Genomic DNA, 3,577 nt, shown 5'->3' with positions numbered 1-3,577 from the left:
GATCCGGGGCGCCGGTGCGGGCGGGCCGGAGCGCGGGTGTGGGCGGCGGGCTACCCTAGCCATGGCCGGACACCTGCGCCCGGCCGCGTTGTGCCCGCCGGAACACTGACAAACGGGATGTTCGCGTGTTTGACACCTTGAGTGACCGCCTCTCCGGGATCTTCACCAAGCTCCGCGGCAAGGGCCGGCTCACGGACGCCGACATCGACGCCACGGCGCGCGAGATCCGCCTGGCGCTGCTGGAGGCCGACGTCGCCCTACCGGTGGTCAAGGGCTTCATCGCGAACGTCAAGGAGCGGGCGCGCGGCGCGGAGGTCTCCCAGGCGCTGAACCCGGCGCAGCAGATCGTCAAGATCGTCAACGAGGAGCTGATCAACGTCCTCGGCGGCGAGGGGCGACGGCTGCAGTTCGCCAAGCAGCCGCCGACGGTGATCATGCTCGCCGGCCTCCAGGGCTCCGGCAAGACGACTTTGGCCGGCAAGCTGGCCCGCTGGCTCAAGGCCCAGGGCCACCAGCCGCTGCTGGTCGCCGCCGACCTCCAGCGCCCCAACGCCGTCGGGCAGCTCCAGGTGCTCGGCGGCCGGGCCGGCGTCGAGGTGTACGCCCCGGAGCCCGGCAACGGCACCGGCGACCCCGTCCAGGTGGCCCGGGCCTCGATCGAGCACGCGAAGCGGGCCGCCCGGGACATCGTCATCGTCGACACCGCCGGCCGGCTCGGCATCGACGCCGAGATGATGCGGCAGGCCGCCGACATCCGCGACGCGGTGAACCCCGACGAGGTCGTCTTCGTCATCGACGCGATGGTCGGTCAGGACGCCGTGCGCACCGCCGAGGCGTTCCGCGACGGCGTCGGCATCACCGGCGTGGTGCTGTCGAAGCTCGACGGCGACGCCCGGGGCGGCGCCGCGCTGTCGGTCCGCGAGGTGACCGGGCAGCCGATCCTCTTCGCCTCCACCGGCGAGAAGCTGGAGGACTTCGACGTCTTCCACCCCGACCGGATGGCCAGCCGGATCCTCGGCATGGGCGATGTCCTCACTCTGATCGAGCAGGCCGAGGCGGCCTTCGACACCGATCAGAAGGAGAAGATGACCGCCAAGCTGATGGGCGGCGAGCAGTTCACCCTGGAGGACTTCCTCGACCAGCTCATCGCGGTGCGCCGGATGGGCCCGATCGCCAACGTGCTGGCCATGATGCCCGGCATGGGGCAGATGAAGGACCAGCTCGCCGAGCTGGACGACAAGCATTTCGACCGGGTCACCGCGATCATCCGGTCGATGACCCCGGCCGAGCGCACCAACCCGAAGATCATCAACGGGTCGCGCCGGGCCCGCATCGCCGGCGGCTCGGGCGTCACCGTGATGGACGTCAACCAGCTGCTCAACCGCTTCGCCGACGCGCAGAAGATGATGAAGCAGATGGGCGGCATGATGGGCCTGCCCGGCGGCGGCCGGCGCAAGGCGACCAAGTCGCCGAAGAACAAGCGCAAGGGCACGAAGGGCGGGCAGCGTCCGCGCGGGGGTGCGCAGAGCGGCGTCGGCGCGCGGGGCGCTGTCGGGGGAATGCCGGGCGGGTTCCCGGGCGGCATGCCGCAGCTCCCGCCGGGCCTGGACCCGAACGACCTGGCCGGCGGCCAGGGTCTGCCGCCCGGCTTCAAGCTCCCGAAGATCGACTTCAACAAGCTCGGCAAGGACGACAAGCGTCCCCGCTGACGCGTGTCGGGGCGACGGTGTCGGCGCTCAGGGTGGTCGTCGCCCCCTGGAGGGAGGTGTCATGACCGCAGCGCCCATCTTGCCCGAACGGCACGAGTGGACGGTCGACGACCTCGGCAACCTGCCGAAGGACCTTCCGTACGAACTGATCAACGGAAGGTTGACCGTGCCGTCGCCGACTGCCGTGCACCAGGACTTCTGTGTCCGTCTGCTACTTGCTCTCGAAGTCGACCACCCGCCGGGACGGCCCGCTCGCCACGGACGGCGAGCGATCGGGTAGGACTGTGCGCATGGCTCTGCATGTGCGGGGTGTGCTCCTGCCGGACGACGAGGTCCAGGACCTGTGGCTGGTCGGCGACCGGGTGACCTTCGAACCGGTGCCCGGCGCGGAGACGATCGTCGACGGGGGCTTCGTGCTCCCCGGGCTGACCGACGCCCACTGTCACCTCGGCATCGCCCGGGGCGGTGCCCCGATCACCGCCCTCGACCAGGCCCGCGTGGCGGCCCGGATCGACATCGACGCCGGGGTCCTCGCGATCCGGGACGCCGGCTCGCCGTACCCGTACCCCGAACTCGACGACGACCCGGAGCTGCCGCGACTGGCCCGCGCGGGCCGGCACGTCGCCCCGCCGCGCCGCTACCTGCGCGGCATCGGGATCGAGGTCGACGCCGCGCAGGTGGCCGCCACCGTCGCCGCGCAGGCCGCCGCCGGCAACGGCTGGGTCAAGCTGGTCGGCGACTGGATCGACCGGGACGCCGGCGACCTCGCGCCCGCCTGGGACGCCGACACGATGACCGCCGCCGTCGCCGCCGCGCACGCCGCCGGGGTCCGGGCGGCGGTGCACACCTTCTCCGAGTCCGCCGTCGAGATCATGGTGCGGGCCGGGGTGGACTCCGTCGAGCACGGCACCGGGCTGAGTCTCGACCTGATCGACCTGATGGCCCGGCAGGGCACCGCCCTGGTCCCCACGATGATCAATATCCGGACCTTCGGCGGGATCGCCGAGCAGGCCCGCGCGAAGTTCCCCGGGTACGCCAACCACATGCTCGCCCTGCGCGACCGCTTCCCCGAGGTGGTCCGGGCGGCGTACGAGGCGGGGGTGCCGATCTACGTCGGCACGGACGCCGGCGGCGGCATCGACCACGGGCTGGCCGCCGAGGAGATGCTGCTGCTGCACGAGCGGGCCGGCATGGCGGCGGTGGACGTTCTCGCCGCCGCCTCCTGGCGGGCCCGGGAGTGGCTCGGCTTCCCCGGCCTGGTCGAGGGCGGCCTGGCGGACCTCACGGTCTACCCCACCGACCCGCGCCGCGACCTGCGCGTGGTCCGCACCCCGTCCCGCATCGTCCTGCGCGGCCGGGTCGTCACCTGATCCCACGGCCCGACGGCCGTCGGGCCACGCTCCGCGCCACCCGACGGGCGGCGCACCCGAGGGTCGGGTCAGGAGTGCGGGACGGCGGCGGCCGTGAAGAGCCGGAGAGCCAGCGTGGCCAGCGCGTCGGCGGTCTGCTCGACTGGGGAGCGGGGCAGCACGATGTGGCTGACCACCAGCCGGACGATGGTGTCGGCGGCGAAGGCCAGGGCGGCCGGGTCAGCGGCGGGCAGGTGGCCGCCGGCCCACTCCAGCAGCGCGCCGGTCGACTCGGTGAGCACCAGTCCGGCCCGGGTCGTCAGGTACGGCAGCAGCTCGTCCGACCCGCCCCGGGCGCTGGTCAGGATCGCCTTGATCAGCGGGTTGTCGGCCGCCGCCGCGAGGGTGTGCGCGATCGCCGCGTACGCCGCCGCCCGCAGGTCGTCGCCGTGCTCGTCGAGGCGGGTTCGCACGTCGGCGACGAACCGGTTCACCTCGCGCTGGGCCAGCGCCTCGGCC

General features: G+C 73.0%; 4 protein-coding genes. 3 read left to right on the top strand and 1 reads right to left on the bottom strand.

Annotated features, from left to right (window positions below; all coding sequences use genetic code 11):
- Positions 1–125: 125 nt before the first annotated feature.
- The 3 genes from ffh (at position 126) to E1258_RS31030 (ending at position 3,079) form a co-directional block, all read left to right on the top strand.
- Entirely contained in the window at positions 126–1,709 is a 1,584-nt protein-coding gene (ffh, locus tag E1258_RS31040; protein WP_132407356.1) for a signal recognition particle protein, read from the top strand.
- 61 nt (positions 1,710–1,770) lie between these two features.
- The gene (locus E1258_RS31035; protein ID WP_243715799.1) at positions 1,771–1,989 is read left to right on the top strand and encodes a hypothetical protein; all 219 of its coding nucleotides are present in this window, start codon (positions 1,771–1,773) and stop codon (positions 1,987–1,989) included.
- A gap of 10 nt (positions 1,990–1,999) precedes the next feature.
- Complete coding sequence (locus E1258_RS31030; protein ID WP_132407354.1) at positions 2,000–3,079, top strand: amidohydrolase family protein; 1,080 nt, start codon at positions 2,000–2,002, stop codon at positions 3,077–3,079.
- Positions 3,080–3,147: 68 nt separating this feature from the next.
- Here E1258_RS31030 and E1258_RS31025 read toward each other — a convergent pair.
- Positions 3,148–3,577: TetR/AcrR family transcriptional regulator (locus E1258_RS31025; protein WP_132407352.1), on the bottom strand; the 430-nt coding region annotated here is incomplete at its 5' end.

It is taken from the genome of Micromonospora sp. KC207 (genome assembly GCF_004348615.1).
Lineage (GTDB): Bacteria > Actinomycetota > Actinomycetes > Mycobacteriales > Micromonosporaceae > Micromonospora.
This window is presented reverse-complemented; position numbering and strand designations above follow the sequence as displayed.

Coding starts and splice junctions, on each gene's coding strand:
- E1258_RS31030 (WP_132407354.1), top strand. CDS start 2,000: ATGGCTCTGCATGTGCGGGGTGTGCTCCTGCCGGACGACGAGGTCCAG.
- E1258_RS31035 (WP_243715799.1), top strand. CDS start 1,771: ATGACCGCAGCGCCCATCTTGCCCGAACGGCACGAGTGGACGGTCGAC.